The 20997-nt window shown below is 65.9% G+C and carries 14 protein-coding genes and 1 pseudogene; 11 read left to right on the plus strand and 4 right to left on the minus strand.

Features of this window, described 5'->3' with window-relative positions; genetic code table 11:
* The first annotated feature begins 132 nt into the window (after nt 1-132).
* Nucleotides 133-1218, plus strand: a complete 1086-nt coding sequence (locus ISO16_RS27975; protein ID WP_006940503.1) for a substrate-binding domain-containing protein — start codon at nt 133-135, stop codon at nt 1216-1218.
* Between the two features lie 50 nt (nt 1219-1268).
* On the opposite strand, the gene ISO16_RS27980 is transcribed toward ISO16_RS27975, so the two are convergent.
* A complete protein-coding gene (locus tag ISO16_RS27980; RefSeq protein ID WP_006940502.1) occupies nt 1269-1607 on the minus strand; it encodes a MarR family transcriptional regulator in 339 nt (112 codons plus the stop codon).
* A 1293-nt stretch (nt 1608-2900) separates the two neighbouring features.
* On the opposite strand from ISO16_RS27980, the gene nthB reads away from it, so the two are divergent.
* From nthB to ISO16_RS27995, 3 genes are read left to right on the plus strand one after another with little or no spacing between them, the layout of a single operon-like run.
* The gene (gene nthB, locus ISO16_RS27985; protein WP_072636260.1) at nt 2901-3590 is read left to right on the plus strand and encodes a nitrile hydratase subunit beta; all 690 of its coding nucleotides are present in this window, start codon (nt 2901-2903) and stop codon (nt 3588-3590) included.
* A 13-nt stretch (nt 3591-3603) separates the two neighbouring features.
* Nucleotides 3604-4215, plus strand: coding sequence for a nitrile hydratase subunit alpha (nthA, locus tag ISO16_RS27990; protein ID WP_006940500.1), 612 nt, complete (start codon nt 3604-3606; stop codon nt 4213-4215).
* Complete coding sequence (locus ISO16_RS27995) at nt 4212-4526, plus strand: nitrile hydratase accessory protein (protein ID WP_044476167.1); 315 nt, start codon at nt 4212-4214, stop codon at nt 4524-4526. Before nthA ends, ISO16_RS27995 begins: the two co-directional genes overlap by 4 nt.
* Before the next feature lie 205 nt (nt 4527-4731).
* On the opposite strand, the gene ISO16_RS28000 is transcribed toward ISO16_RS27995, so the two are convergent.
* Entirely contained in the window at nt 4732-5091 is a 360-nt protein-coding gene (locus ISO16_RS28000; protein ID WP_075288615.1) for an ArsR/SmtB family transcription factor, read from the minus strand.
* A gap of 695 nt (nt 5092-5786) precedes the next feature.
* Here ISO16_RS28000 and ISO16_RS28005 point away from each other — a divergent pair.
* A pseudogene (locus tag ISO16_RS28005) lies at nt 5787-5928 on the plus strand (transposase); the annotation flags it as partial.
* 88 nt (nt 5929-6016) lie between these two features.
* On the opposite strand, the gene ISO16_RS28010 reads toward ISO16_RS28005, so the two are convergent.
* Entirely contained in the window at nt 6017-6640 is a 624-nt protein-coding gene (locus ISO16_RS28010) for a Fic family protein (RefSeq protein ID WP_072636253.1), read from the minus strand.
* A 36-nt stretch (nt 6641-6676) separates the two neighbouring features.
* Nucleotides 6677-6868: a hypothetical protein gene (locus tag ISO16_RS28015; protein ID WP_010596690.1), complete on the minus strand. Its 192-nt coding sequence runs from the start codon at nt 6866-6868 to the stop codon at nt 6677-6679.
* Between the two features lie 566 nt (nt 6869-7434).
* Between ISO16_RS28015 and ISO16_RS28020 the strand changes: the two genes are divergently transcribed.
* From ISO16_RS28020 to ISO16_RS28045, 6 genes are all read left to right on the plus strand, one after another.
* Complete coding sequence (locus tag ISO16_RS28020) at nt 7435-8058, plus strand: hypothetical protein (protein ID WP_072636251.1); 624 nt, start codon at nt 7435-7437, stop codon at nt 8056-8058.
* A 152-nt stretch (nt 8059-8210) separates the two neighbouring features.
* Nucleotides 8211-17219: a helicase-related protein gene (locus ISO16_RS28025; protein ID WP_230304623.1), complete on the plus strand. Its 9009-nt coding sequence runs from the start codon at nt 8211-8213 to the stop codon at nt 17217-17219.
* Between the two features lie 80 nt (nt 17220-17299).
* Nucleotides 17300-17488: a hypothetical protein gene (locus ISO16_RS28030; RefSeq protein ID WP_072636258.1), complete on the plus strand. Its 189-nt coding sequence runs from the start codon at nt 17300-17302 to the stop codon at nt 17486-17488.
* A gap of 192 nt (nt 17489-17680) precedes the next feature.
* Entirely contained in the window at nt 17681-18445 is a 765-nt protein-coding gene (locus ISO16_RS28035) for a Fic/DOC family protein (RefSeq protein WP_230304624.1), read from the plus strand.
* A gap of 539 nt (nt 18446-18984) precedes the next feature.
* Nucleotides 18985-19095 carry a lariatin family lasso peptide gene (locus ISO16_RS28040; RefSeq protein ID WP_103079657.1) on the plus strand — a complete coding sequence of 37 codons (111 nt, stop codon included), beginning with the start codon at nt 18985-18987 and terminating at the stop codon, nt 19093-19095.
* A gap of 16 nt (nt 19096-19111) precedes the next feature.
* Complete coding sequence (locus ISO16_RS28045) at nt 19112-20983, plus strand: asparagine synthase-related protein (RefSeq protein WP_139311043.1); 1872 nt, start codon at nt 19112-19114, stop codon at nt 20981-20983.
* Nucleotides 20984-20997: the final 14 nt, after the last annotated feature.

Raw genomic sequence — 20997 nt, forward strand, 5'->3', positions numbered from 1 at the left:
CTCGAGCTGGTGTCTACAACGTCATGACCCGCAACAGTTAACCGTCGCGAAACACCCGGTCATGGACAGAGCAATGTGAACGGGTTCATACTCCAGGGAGCATGTTGCCTAGATCCCCGCAAGGAGACCGCTGTGCCCCTTGGCCGACTGAACCTGGGCTTGGTGCTACCTCAGAGTGGACCGTCCGGCATTTTCGGTCCGTCATGCCAGGCGAGCGCCGAGTACGCCATCGATGAGCTCAACGCGGGCGGCGGAATCCTGGGCCGAGAGGTTACGCCGGTCTTCGTTGACGGGGGCGCGGACCCGTCCGCCGTAGCAGCATGCATCGCCGACCAGACGAAACGTCGGGAATTGGACGCCGTAGTCGGGTGGCACACGTCTGCTGTTCGTCGACGCATCGTGAGCGCCATCGGCGGACGTATTCCGTATGTCTACACCGCAGTCTACGAGGGCGGCGAGAACTCCGACGGCGTGTTCATGACGGGAGAGGTACCGACGAATCAGATTCTTCCTGCCCTGGAATGGATGACTGAGATCGGCGTGCGTAAGTGGTATGTCATTGGCAGTGACTACGTTTGGCCCCGAAAGACTGTCTCGGTCATTCGCGAATTCCTGGCGTCGAACCAGCGACCGAGTCGAGGCCGCAGCGACGTTCGACTGGCGTCGTGCGAGTTCTTGTCACTAGGCACATCCGATTTCACTTCAACGCTCGAGGCAATTGAGATGTCGGGGGCCGATGGCGTTCTCGTCCTCCTCCTCGGCCAGGACGCAGTACAGTTCAACCGGTCTTTTTCACGGAAAGGGCTGCACCGCGACATCGTCAGACTCAGTCCGCTGATGGATGAGAACATGCTGTTGGCAAGCGGCGCACACGCCGCGCACGGACTCTACTCGGTATCGGGGTTCTTCGAGTGCCTGGTCACCGGGCACAGCATGGATTTCGAATCCAGGTACATCAAGCACTTCGGCCCGACCGCCCCGCCGATCACTTCGCCTGGAGAGTCGTGCTACGAGGGCATTCGACTGTTGGCCACTCTTGCAGACCGGGCCGGCGATCTCGACCCGATGTCTCTGAGCTATCACGCAGACCGTACCCTCGACTACGACAGCCCTCGAGGCCATGTCCGCTTCGACGGTCGCCATCTCGCTCAGGACATGTACATCGCGCGGGCTGACGGAGTAGAGTTCGACATCTTAGCGCAGGTTTCCCATGTGTGAGTTGCTTTGATGCGTTTCGAGCGATGTCGAGGCACACAGATGAAAGTGCGTTACTCGAACCAAGTTTCCAATACCGTGCGCAGGACCTGCCGATCGGGAATCGCGAGTTCATCCATGAACTCGTCCTCGACCTGCTGCACGAGTGGGAGCAACCGACTGTGAGCAGAACCGCCGCGCTTCGAAGCATGGACCAGTACTTTCCTGCGATCGGCGTGATCAGGAAGGCGGAACGCCAGCGCCGTGGTGACCAGGCGATCCACATGCTTCGTCGTTGTCGGCGCAGGTGAGCCCAGGGATCGAGCGATCTCGGTCATCGCGATTCCATCGTTGCGGACGATGATGTCCAATACGTACCACTGGTCCGCGGTCAACTTCTCTTGATCGACCACGTTATGGATTCTACGACTCAGGGACCGGCTCACGGCTTCCAGGGCGCCTCCGACCAAAGGTGATCGAACGACATTTCCGGATTCAGCCACCGCTTCCGACTCGATCATTCCTGTCCCTCCCCGTCCACGCGCAGTTGATCTTACCTCCTCATCAAGAGGATATCCACTGAACGAATTATTTCAAGTGGAAGTACTTGGAGTCGATCCTACACGTGAGTGGACAATGCCTGGGTGCTAGTCGGATGTACGACCCCCACCCTCTCCTCCCGCCCACGTCGAGGGCAGGAACCAGCGTCGTCCCAGCCTGCCGTCTCTTGCAGCTGTTGTGAACGCCCGAGCGGCCTCACGGCTCTTCAGTTGGCGCGGATCGCCATGGCGGACGTCGCCCACGACGGGACCTACGCATCCTCGGCCGGAAGGCAGCCGCGGTCACGAACGCCGTAGCGGCAGTTGCGCACCTGAGACGAAGACTGCCGGCGTCCTGCCCCGGAAATCCGCAGCCCAGCTGTGACAGCCATGTGACAGCCAACAGTCGTGGCGGTTCCCTTCCGTACTAGGGGCTTTGACTCGGCGCCAACGCCTGCGAGGGCGCTCGTCGCGGACCACTTGTCCAGGTCTGTGCCGCAGGTCACCGAGCGCACCCTTCTTCGTTCTATGCGCATCGGCCTGGACTGCGACCGCGGCAACACTGCGACGTCTGACAATGCTGATCACCCTGCCGCCGTTGGACGACCACGGTTGCTACGAGTGTGCGGAGCCAACCATAGGCATCATGCGATCGCCGGAGTCTTCATCCTGTTTTGGGATGCGCAGGATTAACACATCTACACATTGACATCCGTTCCGATGTGAAGTAAAAATTGTCACGTAGGGCGGCAGGCGAAGTCTGCAGCTCGAACATCGAAGGGTGGGAGCCGAGAGATCGGAGACGCAGACACCCGGAGGGAACCTAGCCTCCCGGACCGATGCGTGTCCTGGCAACGCCTCAAGATTCAGCGCAAGCGATTCAATCTTGTTACTTCCAGAACCGAATCACGTCCCCGTAGTGTGCGGGGAGAGCGCCCGAACGCAGGGATGGTATCCATGCGCCCCTTCTCTTTTCGAACGAGAACCGGCCGCTACAGCCGACCCGGAGACACTGTGACGCCGTTCAACGATTGTTGTGCTGTGAAGGATTCACTCAAGCCAACTGATATCGCCATTCCGTTGCCGGAACATTTGACACCTTCTCCCTACGAGTAGAAGCCAGCTGGACCCCTCTTTGAGCCCAGCTCCGATGAAAGGAATGAGGAAATGGATGGTATCCACGACACAGGCGGCATGACCGGATACGGACCGGTCCCCTATCAGAAGGACGAGCCCTTCTTCCACTACGAGTGGGAGGGTCGGACCCTGTCGATTCTGACCTGGATGCATCTCAAGGGCATGTCGTGGTGGGACAAGTCGCGGTTCTTCCGGGAGTCGATGGGGAACGAAAACTACGTCAACGAGATTCGCAACTCGTACTACACCCACTGGCTGAGTGCGGCAGAACGTATCCTCGTCGCCGACAAGATCATCACCGAAGAAGAGCGAAAGCACCGTGTGCAGGAGATCCTCGAGGGTCGGTACACGGACAGGAACCCGTCGCGGAAGTTCGATCCGGCCGAGATCGAGAAGGCGATCGAACGGCTTCACGAGCCCCACTCCCTAGCACTTCCAGGAGCGGAGCCGAGTTTCTCCCTCGGTGACAAGGTCAAAGTGAAGAATATGAACCCGCTGGGACACACACGGTGCCCGAAATATGTGCGGAACAAGATCGGGGAAATCGTCACCTCCCACGGCTGCCAGATCTATCCCGAGAGCAGCTCCGCCGGCCTCGGCGACGATCCCCGCCCGCTCTACACGGTCGCGTTTTCCGCCCAGGAACTGTGGGGCGACGACGGAAACGGGAAAGACGTAGTGTGCGTCGATCTCTGGGAACCGTACCTGATCTCTGCGTGAAAGGAATACGATAGTGAGCGAGCACGTCAATAAGTACACGGAGTACGAGGCACGTACCAAGGCAATCGAAACTTTGCTGTACGAGCGAGGGCTCATCACGCCCGCCGCGGTCGACCGAGTCGTTTCGTACTACGAGAACGAGATCGGCCCGATGGGCGGTGCCAAGGTCGTGGCGAAGTCCTGGGTGGACCCTGAGTACCGCAAGTGGCTCGAAGAGGACGCGACGGCCGCGATGGCGTCATTGGGCTATGCCGGTGAGCAGGCACACCAAATTTCGGCGGTCTTCAACGACTCCCAAACGCATCACGTGGTGGTGTGCACTCTGTGTTCGTGCTATCCGTGGCCGGTGCTTGGTCTCCCGCCCGCCTGGTACAAGAGCATGGAGTACCGGTCCCGAGTGGTAGCAGACCCTCGTGGAGTGCTCAAGCGCGATTTCGGTTTCGACATCCCCGATGAGGTGGAGGTCAGGGTTTGGGACAGCAGCTCCGAAATCCGCTACATCGTCATCCCGGAACGGCCGGCCGGCACCGACGGTTGGTCCGAGGACGAGCTGGCGAAGCTGGTGAGTCGGGACTCGATGATCGGTGTCAGTAATGCGCTCACACCCCAGGAAGTGATCGTATGAGTGAAGACACACTCACTGATCGGCTCCCGGCGACTGGGACCGCCGCACCGCCCCGCGACAATGGCGAGCTTGTATTCACCGAGCCTTGGGAAGCAACGGCATTCGGGGTCGCCATCGCGCTTTCGGATCAGAAGTCGTACGAATGGGAGTTCTTCCGACAGCGTCTCATTCACTCCATCGCTGAGGCCAACGGTTGCGAGGCATACTACGAGAGCTGGACAAAGGCGCTCGAGGCCAGCGTGGTCGACTCGGGGCTGATCAGCGAAGATGAGATCCGCGAGCGCATGGAATCGATGGCCATCATCGACTGACATCCCCTGCGTTTCCATCCAGCAGCAGTGCGGGCGTACCCCGACGGGGCTGAGCCGACGGGGTACGCCCGCACTTCATCAATGACGTTCTGAGGCACACAGCGCAGAGTCGAGCTGAGTGCCTCAGAACGTCATGACGGTGGTTCCTAATTCGGCTCGGTGGGTACTGAGCTCGCGGAAGGTAACGCGGTGACGCTGTAGGCGTTCATGGCAAGTGGGACTCCGGTGCGCCGAGCCTGAGGTGTTCGATATGGTATACCGCTTCGTCCAACAACGACGCGACATGCGAGTCGTAGAGGCTGTACACCACGCTACGACCACTGCGTTCGCCGATCACCAACCGCAGCGCTCGCAACAGGCGGAGCTGGTGAGAAACCGCAGGTTGTTCCATACCGACAGCCTCGGCGAGCTCGGTGACTCCGCACGGTCCTTGCCGCAACCTGGCCAAAATCAACAGTCGATTCGGTGACGCCAATGCCTGCAAAGTCTCCGCGACTGTTGCCGCCGCAGCCGGATCCAAAGCGACCACCGGGGTCGCTGAACGAACCCGCATACCGTGTCCCATGCACCAATTCAATCACACCTATACACATGTAAATCTCAACACTCTTGCATGCATTGGCTTCAACCCCCTTCCTGCCGCAATACCGGTAGATAGGCCCTTGGCGGATCGACACGGATAGGCGCAGCGCTCCCGCCCGCCAACCTGAACATGAATAACGGCAGTACGCACCCAGCACGCAGGAACAGGCACCCGCCACAAGTTTTCGCGCGGTGACCACGCCGCCCTGCTCGGAAACGAAGGAAAATACGTGTCTAACCGCTCGCCCCGCCGAGAACGAGAGAACCGGATCAACCCGTTCCACCCGGTAGAAGATCAAGACTGTCTAACCGATACCGACCTCGCAACTGTCATCAGAGCCCTCACCGGCGAAGCTGCATTCCGTCCTTACGACCGAAAAGACAAGTGATATCTGCGTCTTCATCCATCCGGGCCTCGCGGTGCCGGTCCGCGGCATCGGCACCCGGAAACGCCTCCGACGGGTAGTGTGGGCGGCAGCGGCCGTTGAAGGATTAATCCCGCGGGTCTCACGTGGACAGGACCGGTCCGATCCGCACGGCGCCATTTCCGTAGTCGGGCCCCACCCAACCGGCGTCGGAGCCCGCTCGACCCGAGGTTTCGTCCTTCGAGATCGTATCCACTCCGGTTCGGTGACAAAGCCGACATGCTGGGCGTAGTCCAGCCCGCCCTGGCCCGTAGCCGACGCCCTGTGCGGCGCGGACTACGGCCAACGCTCGGACGAACGTGTCAACATTCGCAACCGGCTACCGGCACCGGGACTTCGACACCCGCGTCGGCACCCTCGACGTGGCCATCCCCAAGCTGCGGCAAGGTTCGTACTCGCTCGGACCTCTGTGCGTGCTTGTCCAGCATGTTCGACCGGAGCTCACGGGTCCCTCGGCTCGACGCTGCGCCGCAGGCAGGGCCCTCAGTCCTGGTCGTCCAGAGATGCGAAACGAACGTCCCGCCAGAATTCGCACAGCAGGGCCAACGACCTGTGCTGATCCCATTCCCGCAGTGCCGTCACATACCGGGCATGTTGGGTGGTGTCGCGTTCGACGCTGAGTTCGAGGACGGGAAAGTCCAGCCGCCGCATCGCTTCGGCGACCATCGCCCGGACCGCTCTACCGTTGAAATCTTCGAACGGATGCACGTGCAGTGCCTGAGCCTCCAGGTAGGCGAGGGCTTCGAGTTGAAGCTCGACGTCGCCGGCGCAGTAGTCGAGTCGGCCGGTGAAGCTGTGGAACAGCTCCCGCATCTGTCGGTCCACATGGATGTGTTCCGGCGGATAGTGGCCTCCCACCCGGACCGGCGTGGTGCGCCACCTGCCGGCGATGTCGGGCATCACGTCGATCAGGATCCGGCGATGGAACTCGCGGAGCAGATCCACGTCCATCGCCTCGTCGGCGAAGCGACCGGAGGCCACCTCGTCGAGCAGCCGGCGCAGCGGCTCGGCGATCAAATCGGCGACCTCGTGGTAGGTCTTCGTACCGAACAGCGTCTCGAACTGGCGGGTGCTGCCGGTATCGACCGGCTCCGTCGGCTCACCCACCGGCAACCGCTGCTGCGCGGGTCCGTGCGTGCACGATCAGTGCGAGCCCAGCATGGCGCGCTGGCGGTGCCGTGCCTGCTCGATCCACCGGTCGGAGACCGGCTCGCCTTCCATCGCCATGCTGTGGATCACGTGATCGACCACGGCGGCGCGCCGCCGATAGACCTTCTCCTCGGTAGGCAGCGCACGCCACCGTGCGACCAGTGCCCGAACGTCGTGTGTGGTCACGGCGCGCTCCCTTCCGTCTCGATCCGGTCCGTTGTCCTCCATGATGGCAGCCGGTGGCGACAGCGAGCAATCGAGACGGGCTCTGCCGGCCTGCGGACGTATGCGGACCGCGGCGCTGTCGGCCCCCTGGTGTAGGCACAGCTGGACGACGAGACGGCGGATGTGCCTCTCGCGCCCACGGAGGCAGGGGGATCGAATGGTTGTGCTGCTCATCTTCAATGTGCTCGGAATCGTGGCCGCGCTCTTTTGTGCGCACCGGTCGTATCGCCGGTACGGTCGCCCGGTTCGGGCGGTGGCGGCTGGCCTCGGAGGGCTTCTGATTCTTCCGCTGATCGTCGTGGTGGCGGTCGCTGCGGCCGCCCCGCGGGCATCGCGGACCGGGTAGTGGAACGACAGGTAATCGCAGTTCAGGACGTATTTCGAGTGCAGCGATCGGGTAAAATTGATCTTGAACATTCACGGATTCGGGGGAACTCCGCCCAGGGTCGGGCGCAGTCGAGGAGGTCGCGTGGCGGACGAGAACGCCAACCAGGACACGTTCGGTACAGAGGATCAGGAAGGACGAAATGGCTCCGCAGAGCGAGGATTTCAGGGTGCAAGTCGAGGGAATCGACCTGACGATCGCGGCCGAGACCAGGCGGATTCTGGTCGAGTGGCTGGGGATCGACCCGGCGACCGAGCAGGAGCAGATCGACCGGGAAGCGCTGCGCCTGCAGCAGATGACCGAGGACGCGGCCGAGCAGTTCGAGCAGGCGACCCCGGACGCGACGTACCGGGACGCGGTACGCGCCAAGGCAACAGCGTGGCGGGCAGCGCGGGAGATGGTGCTGGAGGGCGAGCTGTACCCGCAGGTGACGCCGGAAATCCGCACAGCCCGCGAGAAGTTCGAGACGTGGGCCGAGCAGGAAGCCGAGAAGGGCTGGGAAGCGGCCCGGACAGCGCAGGATCCCGATCGGTGGCGGACGCAGAACGTGAAGCTGAACCCGACCGCGGTGCGAGTGGTCGAGCGCGTCTGGCTGGGCAAGCCAGCGTGGTTCCGGGCGCTGGCACAGGCGCTGATCGCGCAGCGGATCGAGGACAACCAGCCGGTGCCGATGACCTCCCGCGATCCGCTCGCGGACGAGCTGGCGGCGATGATCGAGGCCGAGATGCGGCGCAACCCGCCGGAGGACCCGGATCTGCCGTTCTGACCCAGGCACAGTGGGCGCAGGTCCGCGAGGAATTCGTAGATCTGGAACTGCTGGGCCGAAAGCTCACCAAGAGCCTGGCCGCAGCGAAGAAAGCCCTGGCGACCGCGCACGAACGCGGCCTCGACAGCGGTATCCGCGCCAACGCCGAGAACGTGGTCTCGTTGACGGAGCGCCTCGAACGGCTCCGTGGGAAATGGCGTGAGCTGCGTGGCCGGGAGAACCAGCTGCGCAGTGAGCTACACGTTCTGGGGGGTGACCCGGAGAGCGTCCCCAGGCAGGTGGTGCGCGAGGTCGCGGCCGCGCAACCGGCCTGGCGGGAGCACCCCGCCACCATCCGTCAGGTGCGGACCCTCGAACGCCTCGCCGCCGAGACGGACGTGCCGTTCGTCGTCGAAGAGACCATCACCAAGGGCCAGGCCCACGACCTGATCGCCTCACTGCTGGCCGGAAACATCCCGCAGGCACAGTTCACCGACCGGCCCGCAGGGCCGATGTTTCTCCCGGCCGCGGCACCGACCGAACCGGCCGTACCAGGCACTCCCCCGGCACCCGAACCGCCCCAGGTCAATACGCCGCAGCTGCAGCCGGTAATCGATCCGGTGGCCGAGGTCGAGCGACGCTTGTTCGAGTGTCTCGCCGAATCGGATCCCGAGGCCGATGCCGCGGCGAACCCCGAGATCAACACCGCGGCGCAGTTCCTCTCCTGGGCCGACGGGCATTTCAAGGTCAAAGCCCAGGTCGCGCTGGCCGACCTGATGACCGACCGTGCCTCGCTGACCGACGAGATGTTCGCGGTGTGCCGGGCGATCCTGGCCGACCCGAAACGCTGGGGCGAACTCGGCCACCGCTCCGCCGAGGCGTACTGGCAGGCCCGCATCGGCGAGCCGGTGCAGCATCCGGTCACCACCAAGGTCACCGACACGATCGTCGACGCCCGCGCCCGCGAAGACCGCGCAGCCGCCGAGGACTTCCTCGACACCACCCAGGCTGTTCTCGACGCGCAAGAACCGGCCGAGCTCGACACCGCCGAGCAGCGCAGCGAGCACGTCGATGCCGTGCAGGACGGCATCGACCGGGCCGCCACGGTCGAGGTCGAGCAGTGGTGGGCGCGGGGACGTGCCGCCTACGACCCCGGCGATCCGCTGACCCTGCCGCAGCCGGACACCGATCCGCAGGTCGCCGCCGCGCTCGAGGCGGTGCGCGGCCGCAAGGCCCGCGACGAGATCCGCGCCCAGTGGTTCGCCGGTGTCGAGCAGGGACGCCGTGAGGCCACCGCCGCGCAGCGCCACGCTCTGATCGCCGAGGTCGCCGTCGATCCCCGGCTCATCGCCACGGTTGAGGGCCGGCGCCCGGACTACCTGCCGGCCGTCGCCCGTGACGAGGCCAAGTCCCTGATTGCCGAAGCCGCCCGCGCCGGCTCACCGCTGCGGCAGGCCGCAGCGAAGGTGCTGCTCGAACATCACCCGCTGCCGGCCGAGCTGTACGAGCGGGCCTACGCCGAATGGGACCGCCTCCACGGACCCGAACTGACCTGGGACCGGGACACCGCCGGGGAGTGGACGGCGTGGATGACCCTGCAGCTGCGCCGGGACCCGCTGGTCGGGTCGTGGGCGGGACTGCCGATGTGGACCCGCACCGATCTGATCGAGTTCGGTATCGAGACCGCGTTCGCGGTCATGGCCGAGGAACGCCCCGATCTGATCGTCGCCACCGCGGGCATTCCCATCGAGCGTCTGGCTGCCGAGCTGCGCGGAAACATCATCCCGAACCTGCCGCAGCCTGAGGCATCGGATGTGTCCGCCGGGTTCGTCGCGACCGGCGAATTCCGGCAGCTGCGCTTGCGGGACTTTGTGGAATCGCGGGTGCAGCACTACTCGATTCACGGGTGGGCATACACCCTCGACGGTGGCGGCACGTCCACCACCGCCGGCCACAATCCGCGGGTGGTGATCGGTGCGTTGCTCGACGCCCGCACCAGGCCGATCCCGGAGTGGATCGAACGCATCTACCGGCCCTACGCCCAGGCCCGCGCCACCGTGCTGAGCAGGGCGATCGCCTACGCCCGGAACAACGAGTTCTACCACGCTGCGGCCCGGTCGGATCTGCTGTGGAAGTACGACGAGTCCGGCAGCTTCGTTGCCGCCCACTCGCTCCTCGAGGACGTGCGCCGCGGCATCATCGAGCAGCTGCGCAGCGATGTCCCGGCCGAGGTCGGCCTGCTCGAATCCCTCGGGGTCGATCTGGAGTGGACCCTCGGTCACGACGCGGACCCGAAGGTTCTGCGCGACATTCGGGCAGCAGGCGAGGACCTCTACAGCCTCACGCCCCCCGACCTGACCTTCGCCGGGGCGGGAGATGTGGTCCTCGGGGATCCGGACGGTCGGCACGTCACGATCCGCTCCGGGTGGGCACCGAACAGCAGTGAGCACATTACCTACGTCGATGGTCAGCCCCGTCCCGAGCTGACGATGCGGGATGCGATCGCCGATGCCCGCGCCGTCCTCGCAGCCGACCCCCAGGCCGAACAGCTCGACCCCGAGCGCACCACCGAGGCCGAACTCGCCACCGACTCCGAGGCTGAAGCCGAGGTGGACACCCACGACGAACCGACCACGGAGACCGAGCAACCGCAGGTCAGTGAGGAGGCCCCGCCGCCGTCCCCCCGAGTCTTAGCGCCTGCGGTCGATGACACAGGCGCGGTGATCTTCGACGAGGTCGAATCGGCTCCCGCCGAGCCGTCGGCCCCTCCCCCGGCCGGCATCGACGGTGCCGCGCCCTCGTGGGTGCTCACCGATCGTCTGATGGTCGGCCACATCGGGCCGACCGCCACACCGACGCCCGCGCCCGAACCGGAACCTGAGACGGCACCGGAGCCGGAGGCTGCCGCCGAGCCGGCCTCGGTGCCGGCGCAGACCGAACCGGTTGCGGCCGCAGACGAGCTGGTCGTTCCCGACACCGAGTACGGCGAGCCGCTGACCAGCCCCCTGTGGCGGGGCGGTGGTCTGGTCAAGGCACGGAAGGAATCCGGCGGATACGTCTACCTCTCCCCGGAGACCGCTGCCCAGTACGCCGCCGCTGATGCTTCCGCCGAGTCGCAGACCACGGTTGAGCAGCCGCAACGTGAGACCGCCGCCGCGGCCGCAGTGGAGCGGCCGGAAGCTGTCGCCGAGACCGGCGAACCCGCCCCGCAGACCGGTGGTGACCAGGAACAACACGCCACCGACACCGCGGCGGTGCGTCCTGCACCGCCGACCGTCGAGGCGCGAGACTTCGCTTTCGGTACCGAGGTGTTAGTCCCCACCGGGGCGAAGGCCCGGGTGCGGGCGAACATCGCCGCCCTGCGTCTGGTGCGCCAACTCGACGGGCAGCAGCGACCGGCGACCGCCGACGAGCAGGCGGTGCTGGCGCAGTGGTCCGGCTGGGGCGCGGTCCCGGAGGTCTTCGACAACCGCGCGAAGATCCTGGCGCAGTGGGGCGACGAGCACGCCGCCCTGCTCGATCTGCTCGGGGACAAGGGCTTCGCCCAGGCCCGCCAGACCACCCTCAACGCCCACTACACCGACCCCGCGATCGTCGCCGAACTGTGGCGGGCCGTGCAGCGCGCCGGCCTGACAGACGGCGCCCTGGTGCTCGAACCGGGCTGCGGGGCCGGTCATTTCGTCGGCACAGCCCCGGAGACGGTGCGCATGGTCGGCGTCGAGATCGAGCCGATCAGCGCGAAGATCGCGCACTACCTGTATCCCTCGCAGCAGATCCGCAACCACGGCTTCGAACGCAACTTCGCCCCCGAGGCCACCTTTACCGGGGCGATCGGCAACGTCCCGTTCGGCCGGTTCGCACCCGTCGATCCGATCCACAACCCGGGCGGGTTGGCGATCCACAACCACTTCATCGCCAAATCCCTCGCGCTGACCGCGCCCGGTGGCTACGTCGCCGTGGTGACCAGCATGTTCACCTCCGATGCCCGCCGCGCCGAACAGCGCGCCGCGATCACCGCGAAGGGTGATCTGATCGGTGCGGTGCGTCTGCCCACCGGCGCGTTCGACCGGCAGGCCGGCACCGCCGTGGTCACCGACGTGCTCATCTTCCGCCGCCGCGAGGACGGAGCGACCCCCACCGAGGACACCCTCGACTGGGCCGGTCCTGCCGTGCAGGTCGCCGCGATCGACGCCAAGACCGGCGAGACCACGCACACGTGGATCAACCCGTACTTCGCGAAGTACCCGGAGCGGGTGCTGGGCACCCTCACCGTCGGCGGCGGCATGTATGCCGGGGGCTCGCTGCGGGTCACCCCGCACACCGGCACCGCCCTGGCCGAGCAGCTGCGCACCCAGCTCGATCCGCTCATCGACCGGGCCGTCGCCCGCGGTCTCGGGTTCACCGCCCCGGCCCCCGATCCGGTGCAGGTAGAGGCGTTCACCACGCCGGGGCTGCGCACCGGAACCGACCTCGACTCCAACGAGGTGCTGCCCGGCGCGATGCGATTCCACGAGACCGAGAATCGCTTCGAGCAGTTCACCCTCGGCCGCGGCTGGGCCGAGGTGACCTGCCGCGGCAAGGACCTGGCCGAGCAGTGGAAGGTGCTCATCGCTCTCGGTGAGACGGTGATGGAGCTGTCCGAGGCCAGCCGCTCCCGCACGCATACCGTCGCCGACCGTGACCTGATCCGGGGCCGGCTGAACTCGCTCTACGACGGCTATGTGCGCAGGTGGGGGCCGCTGAACCGGTTCAAGCTCACCGACCCGACCCCGCTGTCGGAGGCGAAGATCGACGCTCGCCTGGACAAGGCGATCACCGAGTGGCGCATCAAGACCGGCCGCGACGAGGCTATTGCCGACGGTCTCGACCCGACGCAGGCCGGCCCCTACACCGGGTCGATTCCCGACGAGGTGTACGAGGAGCTGCGCGAGAAGACGGCCGAGCAGCCGCAGCCGCGGCGGCATTCCGCGCATCTGCAGGGCGCGATCGCCCGCGATCCACGCCTGGGCATGGTGCTGGCGATCGAGAACTTCCAGTCGCGCTTCGACGGCAGCGAGGCGGTGGCGACCAAGACGGCGATCTTCACCGAGGACACCACCCCCTTCAAGGACAAGTCCACCGGCGCCGCCGACCTCGACGAGGCGTTGGCGCTCTGCTTCGACGAACTCGGACACATCGCCCCGCACCGGGTCGCCGAGCTGCTGAACCTGTCCGTCGAGGACACCCTCGACCAGACCCAGGGCCGCATCTATCCGTCCCTGCACGCCGACGACCAGTGGGAACTCGCCACCGTCGCGTTGTCCGGGCAGGTCCGCGACAAACTCACCCTCGCCCGGGTCAAAGCTGCCACCGATCCCCGCTACGCCCCGCTGGTGCAGGCCCTCGAATCGGTGGTGCCGGCGGATGTGGACCCCGCCGACATCGGGGTGCGCATCGGCGCGACCTGGGTGCCGATCGAGGACTACCGGGCGTTCCTGGTCCAGGAGTTCGGGCTGCGCCCGGACCGGCTCACCGTCGAGCACGACAAGGTGACCGGCAGCTGGGAGATCTCCACCGAGCAGAAAAGCCGCCACGAGTTCTCCAGCGGCTATCCCGACAAGTACGGCACCGGCCGGCTGCCCGGGGTGAAGATGTTCGAGCTGCTCGCCAACAACAAACCCATCCAGGTCACCAAGACCGCCGACGAGCTCGAACGCTCCCCCAAGCCGCGGTTCCACGTCAAGCTCACCGAACAAGCCCAAGCCTCGGCGAATGCGCTGGCCGAGCGGTTCGAGAAGTGGCTGTGGGAGGACGGCGACCGCTATCTGCGCCTGGCCACCACCTTCAACGAGCGCTACAACTCCTACGTCAAACCGGTCCACGACGGACGCAGCAAGACCTTCCCCGGCCTGAACCCGAAGTACACGCCCTACGACTACCAGGCCGCAGCGGTCACGCGGTTCCTGCACGACGAGACGATCCTGCTCGACCACGTGGTCGGAGCCGGCAAGACCCTGACGATCACCGCCTCCTGCATGGAAGCCAGACGTCTCGGACAGATCCGCCAACCGTGGATCGTGGTGCCCAACCACCTGCTCGCCCAGTGGTCGGTCGAGGCCCGCGACGCCTACCCGAACGCCAACATCCTCGTCGCCTCCGAACTCGACGGGCGCGACGACCGGCAACGCTTCGTCGGGCAGACCGCGGTCGGGGACTGGGATCTGGTGATCGTGCCGCAGTCGGTGTTCGGCAAGATCGCCATGCGCCGCGAAGCGCAGATCGAGTACCTCGACAGCGAAATCGCCGAACTCCGGCAGGCTCTCGACGCCGCCAACAGCCAAGGAGCGGAGTTCACGGTCAAGCAGATCGAGAACGCGATCAAGGCCGCCGAAGGCCGCATCGAGAAGATCATCGACGCCAAGGCCACCGACGACGGGCTGACCTTCGAGCAATCGGGCTGCGATTTCCTGTTCATCGACGAGGCCCACGACTACAAGAACCTCACCCGCCCCTCCAACAGCGCCGACCTGTCGGTGCCGACCGGCTCCCAGCGCGCCACCGACCTGGAGATGAAAGCCAAGTATCTGCGGGAGCAGGCCCGCGTGCGCAACGCCGAGCAAGGGATGGCGCACGCGCCGGCCAAGGCGCTCGCGTTCGCCACCGGCACCCCGATCACCAACTCGCTGTCGGAAATCTGGGTGATGACCAAGTACCTGCGCCCGGACCTGCTGCACGAGGCCGGCCTGGGGCGCATCGACAACTGGGCGGGCACCTTCGCCAAGCCGGTATCGGTGCCGGAGATGAACGCCACCGCCACCCGCATCCAGATGCGCACCCGCATGGCCGAATACGCCAACGTGCCGCAGCTGGTGGCGATGTTCGACCAGTTCCGCGACGTGGTGACCGCCGAGCAGATCCCGGTGCGCCTGCCCGTCCTCGACGGCGGCACCCCGCAGATCGTCGAGTTCGACATGGGCCAAGACGCCCTCGACGCGATGGCCGACCTGGACGTGCGCATGGGCACGATCCGGGGCGATCGGATGGACCTGGACAACAGCCTCAAGATCGCCACCGACGGGCGCAACCTCACCATGCACCCCTCACTGGCGAACCTCGCCCCACCCGAGCCGGAGCACAGCCGCATCGAACACGCCGCCGAGCTGATCTGGCAGGTCCACCGCGACCACGCCGACCTGCACATCCCGGCCGACAAGTACGGCCCCGAGATGACCGGGGTGTTCCAGCTGGTGTTCTGCGACCGCGGCACCCCCAAGGCCGGCGCCGGCCCCAAGGCCCGCAACCTCTACACCGAGCTGCGCGACGCCCTGGTGACCCGGGGAATGCAGCCCGACGAAATCGCGTTCATGCACGACTACGACGGCCCCAAAGCCAAAGCGAGGCTGGTCGAAGCGTGCGCGGACGGGCGAATCCGGGTGCTGCTCACCTCCACCAAGAAGGGCGGCACCGGCCTGAACGTCCAACGGGCACTCAAGCAGATGATCAACCTCGACCCGGCGTGGACCGCCGCGGACATGGAACAACGCCTCGGCCGCATCATCCGCCAGGGCAACGTCCACGAGACCGTCAGCGTGGTCAACCTCGTGGCCCGCCGCTCCTACGACGCGATGATGTACCAGTACGTGGCCCGCAAATCGAACTTCGTCGCCATGATCCGCACGGCGGACGTGCCCCCGACGATGGAGGACCTCGGCGGGGACCTGACCGTTTCGTGGGCGCAGAGCAAGGCCGCCGCCACCGGCGATCCGGTCTTCGTCGCGCAGGTCGAGGCCGACCAGCAGGTCGCCGAACTCGAAGCCCGCCGCGACGCCGTCCAGGGCGCCAACGCCGCCCGCAGCGCCGCGATCCGGGCCTTGAGCAAGACCATCACCACCGACGAGAACCGCCTGCCCGAAGTCCGGGCGATGGTCGACAAGCTCGCCGCCTGGAACAGCATCGACGACCGCGCCACGAAGATCTGGCACTTCCCCCACACAGCGATCCCCGACTCGGAAACCGCCGATCTGGCCGACGCGCTGCGAAGCTCGTTGATCCGGCTCAAAGAGGAAGTGACCCGCAGCAACGACGAGGTGGTCTTCGGGGCCATTAACGGCGTGCCCCTCGAACTCGGCTACACCCAGGTCCTCGGCCAGTTCTACGTCTGCGTCGGCGAGGAGATCGCCTGGTACGAACGCGACCGGTTCCTCAACGCGCTCGAGAAAGCCAGTGGGGCGCAGGGGATGCTGACCACCCTCCGCAATCTCGCCGAGAAGGCCACCCGGCAGGTGCCGGTCATCGAAGCGAGAATCGAACACAACCGGGGCCGGCTCGCCGACGCCGAGGCCGAACCGGAACTCGAGTTCACCGCGACGGCCGAACTCGACGCCGCGAAACTGCGGGCCGAAGAGCTGCGCCTGGAGGTCAACGCCCGCGAGAACTCCCCCGACGCACTACGCCGAGCCCGCGAGGACCAGGAGCGGCGGGCCGCGGACGGGCAGTACCCGCAGTGGACCCTCGACCTGAACCCCACCGCTGCCTGGGCCGCAGAACGCCAGATGAGCAAAGACGACCTCATCGCCTCGGTCCCGGCGCGCATGGCCGCAGCCAGGCAGGAATGGCTCGACGGTGCCGAGCAGCGCGCAGCGAATCGCAAGGCCCAGCCGTGGGTGGCGCTCGACGAGACCGAAGCGCTCTGGCAGTACGGCTTCGACGCCGGCACCGGCCGGCCCGGCGCCCGGGTGTACTGGGACGAGAGGCAATGGCACCTCGAAGCCTGGGACGGCAACGGCCGCGTCGAACGCGACGCCGTGAACACCCGAGGCGAGGCATTCAGCCTCGGCACCCGCGTGGTCGAGACGTTCGCCGCCGACCACACGATCCCCCGCGAGGTGATTCACCAGGCCGGCCTCGCGCGCCTCGAACGCCTCGACAACGCCGCGGCCCCCACGACGGTGGAACCGACCGCCGCGGTGGTCGAACCCACCGACGCGATCGTGGAGCCGACCGAGACGGTCAGCGCCGCCACCGGCACCTTCGAGCTCGATGACACGCTCGCACACGGATTGCGGGCCGCAGGCGACGTTCGCCCACTGCACAAGTTCAATCCCCACGGCACGCGGCCGCAACAGCAGCAGCACCTCGACCCGACGCGGCAGTACGAAGCCGAATACGGAGGTGGATACGAGGAGGACGGTCGCGCCGTCTGATCGCGTCTCTAGCCTCGACACCACCGGTGGGGCAGGACCCGACGGTCCTGCCCCACCACACCGCCGACCAGGGGGAACCTGTGACACCACGCAAGACCGAAGCCGAAGCCCGCGCCGCCGTCGCCGCGATGGAACCGATCATGGCCATCGAAGGCCGCGACATGAGCGAGGGCGACAAGGAACTGCTGGTCGAACTGATCCAAGGCACCACGACGATCGATGACGTCACCAAGATCATCGCTCGTGAGGCCGGCTACGAGATCGACTGACATGGCCCCGCGCTACTCCCGCGAATGGCTCGACTACTTCATCCCCGACACGGTCGACTGGCGCCCGGACGGAATGCCCGACACCAGCCGCGCCGTGATGAAAAGCCTGGTCCTGCGATCGAGAAATGGCCGCACGGCATCCCCGACGCCGACCTGCTGCACCGCGCCGAAGGCGTCATCAGCTACCTGCGCATGCAGGAACTGGCCGACGATCCGATCCCCGGCCGGTTCGACCTGCCACACTTCCAACGCATCCATCACCACCTGTTCCAGGACGTCTACCCCTGGGCCGGCCAGTTGCGCACCGCACCGCGGGACTGGCCGATGGTCAAGATGGGACCGGACGTCGCCGCCGTGCGCAACGGTCAGCGCCGGGTCACCGAGATCCCGCATTCGTACTTCAAGGCCCGCGACGTCCCCGAGGCCAGCGCCCTTGTCCTCGACCGCATCGCCGCCAAGGACAACCTCCGCGGACTCGGACGAGAACAGTTCCTCGACGAGCTGACGAAAGTGTGGCTGCGGATCAATCACGTTCACAGCTTTCGCGAGGGCAACACCCGAAGCCAATTCGCGTTCTTCCGGCAGCTGTGCACCGAGGCCGGCTACACCCTCGACACCGACCGCTTCATCGCCGTCAAGAAAGCCGACCTCGCCAGCAACCCTCTGCTCGGAGACCTCCGCGAGCAATTCGTCTGGGGGCGCTTCGAGTACATGCAGACCGGCGACACCCGCCTGATGCGCGAAGTACTCGACATGGCGATCACCGACCCCACCGACCCACTGCCCGTCGGCCCGATCATCGACCACGGCGTCGACCTACGCGCCATCGCCGCCGCGACCCTCGGCCACCCCCGGCCCGTCCGGGCAAGAACCCCCGGCACCGCCGCGCCAGACACCCCCGCCGCGACCGTGGGCCTGCCCCACAGGCACCACACGAGCCACGACCTCGACCCGTAATTCGAATACCGCTCGCTGCCCGATCCGGTCACGAGACACCGACTTTCCGAATACCGGAACGGACGGAATCAAGAAAAATCCGAATTCAACCTCGTATGCCTCGGTCTGCTCCGCCACCGCCCAGAGGCCCCGACGGGCACCCGCCCCGATCGCCGACCTGTCTCGACGCCCCGATGCAGCCTTCGCACACGACCAAACAGGAGAACCCTTCATGTACGGCGTCGCCGCGACCGCCGCCGACGCCGACCGGATCCGCCTCGAGGTGGTATCCGGTGGAGTGGCTGCATTGCCCACCTGCAGGAACGTCTTCGATCCGACGTGCTGCGAGGTGGCTCTGGCCCCGGCTCCGGGGAGCGCTGCACCGGAGCGTCCTGCCGAGCCTGACCCCGGTCCGATGGAAAAGCGCCTGTATCGCATAACATTTCGGTTTCACGGTATGTCATTCGCGCTGTAGTCCCCCTCCGTCTGAATAGCATTCCAGTCGACCGGTTTTCATGGACGTCCGCCCTCGACATGTCGATTTCGGAAGGGAGGGAACCATGAACAAGAAGGAGTACACAGCTCCCACGCTGCTCAGCCGCGGGGCCTTTTCCCAGATCACCTCTGGGGGAGGAATCTGGTGGGTCGAGTGGGTAGGTAAGTTCAACTGACTCACGCGAGGTGCTCATGGACAGCGACGTCGACTCGTTCGTGCTCATCCGAGGCGACCATCAGCCGGCCGTGGTCCGTGAGCACCTCGCTCAGGCACGAATGTTCGACTTATCGGCCGGCAACGACCCCGTTCGCCTTTACGTGCAGGCGAGCCACCTGCGGCTCAGTGCAGGGATGATGCGCGGCAACACCCTCGTCGTGATAGGCCCAGCGCCGGTCCCGCAGCGTGTCTTGACCGATGTCTTGGCCACGGCCCCGTCGTTGTTACACCTCGATGCACACCTCGGCCAACTCGCCGGGCAGTACTGGCTCGTTGCCTCCATCAACGGTCGAGTCCGGGTGCAGGGATCTGTGTCCGGGCTGCACCGGGTCTTCTATGCAGATGTGGCGGGCGCGACGATGGTTTCCAGCCGAGCCCGCCTGCTTGCGAGCATCGGCGAGTTTCCGGTCGATCGGATCTCGTTGGCGATGCGCCTGCTCGAGCCGCTGCAGCATCCTCTCGCGGAACTGTGTTGCTGGGAGAACATCACAGCCGTCCCTCCTCACAGTTTCCTCCAGCTCGGCGGACCGGATCCGACACGCCTGTACCGATGGTGGACCCCGCCATTCCCCGACCAAGACCTCGCGGCCGGCGCCGAACTTGTCACCTCGGCGACTCTCGAGACTGTCGGTGACCACCTCTCCGGAAGATCACGGGCAACCTGCGAGATCTCCGGCGGACTCGATTCCTCGACCCTCACCGCCACACTCCAGATCCACAAGCATCGCGAGGAGCTGCCCTTCGAGCTGCACGGGATCACCGCGGTCAGCAGAGACGAATTCAATTCCGATGCGCAGTGGGCCCGGGAGCTGACCACCAGGTTGCCGCTCGACAGCCACACTTTCCTCCAGCCGGACCAGCTGCCTTGGGAATACGACGAACTCGACGACGCGTCCCGCTATCCGCTCGACGAGCCGAGCATCGCGATCGGCAGCCACAGTCGGCTCAATGCCGTCACCGACCTGGCACGCGCTGTCGGGACGGAGGTGCACTTCACCGGATACGGCGGGGACCAGCTCTTCCTGGCCCACCCTGCCCTCAGTCGTGAGCTGCTCGTCACACACCCACTCACAGCCCTCAGACGCCTTCGCGCATACCGGTCGATGTATCGCTGGCGCGGGTCCGACCTGGCGCGCCAGCTGATCGCGCCCGGCTCCTACCGGAGCTGGCTGAACCGGACCTATCTGTCGTCGGCCCCGAGGGATCCCCATGCGGCGATGCTGTCCTGGGGTGGGCAAGCTGTCGTTCCACACTGGCTGAGCGCCGAGGTCACCGACGCGATCGCAGCGCGCATCCGCGCGATGAGCGAGCTGCACCCTCTCGCCCCTTCCCCCGGCCGACATCAGGAACTCGGCGCGATCTACGAGATTTCTCGGGTGGTGCGCGGTGTCGCTGACATCGCTCACTTCCGTGGCGGCATCGGCGTCGTCGCGCCCTTCCTCGACGAGCGCGTCATCAACGCTGCACTCTCGGTGCGAATCGACCACCGTCTGGATCCGTACCGATACAAACCACTTCTGCTCGAGGCCTTCAAGGAATTCTTGCCGGACAGCCTCCAGCGCCGCACCACGAAAGGTGCACACAACGCCGACAAGGCCCAAGCGCTTCTGCGCAACGCCTCGGCGATCCGCACGTATTTCGCGGATTCGAAGCTGGTCGAGGCCGGCCTCATCGACCCTCACCGCCTGTATCCCCTGCTCCGGCAACCCGACACGCCACTGTTCGACAACAACGATCTCGCCATGACCGTCGCGTGCGAGGCCTGGCTCCGATCCGTCGACAACCGCAGCTCGTCCCCGACCCGCCCAGGACACAGCTCATCGGAACGGAGGCACAAGACCGGATGAAACTTCGGAACTCG

It is taken from the genome of Rhodococcus sp. M8, assembly GCF_015654185.1.
GTDB classification, from domain to species: domain Bacteria; phylum Actinomycetota; class Actinomycetes; order Mycobacteriales; family Mycobacteriaceae; genus Rhodococcus; species Rhodococcus aetherivorans.